Origin of the sequence: Salmonella sp. SAL4457 (assembly GCF_046548235.1) — a bacterium.
Lineage (GTDB): Bacteria > Pseudomonadota > Gammaproteobacteria > Enterobacterales > Enterobacteriaceae > Salmonella > Salmonella enterica.
Window position 1 is genome coordinate 1 of sequence record NZ_JBGDZO010001322.1, and the last position, 236, is coordinate 236.

The 236-nt window shown below is 68.2% G+C and carries 1 protein-coding gene; it reads left to right on the forward strand.

Annotated features, from left to right (window positions below; translation table 11 throughout):
- Positions 1-236: hypothetical protein (locus ACLJNW_RS28470; RefSeq protein ID WP_410962026.1), on the forward strand; the 236-nt coding region annotated here is incomplete at both ends.

Below are 236 nucleotides of genomic sequence, written 5' to 3' on the forward strand. Positions count from 1 at the left end.
GCGCTGGGCCTACCTGCCGGGCCTGCTCGGCCTGCTGCTGACCCTGGCCCTGGAGTGCCTGCTGTTGCTGGTGGACGACCCGCTGAACAGCATCGAGGCGCTGATCATCCTGCCCGCCGCTTGCCTGCCGCTGCTCATCGGTTGCAATTTCAGCGCCGGCGGCTCGGGGGGAGGGCGTCGACGCGGCGGCGATTACGCTAGCTCATCGGGTTCCTCGTCGTCGAGTTCGTCCAGTT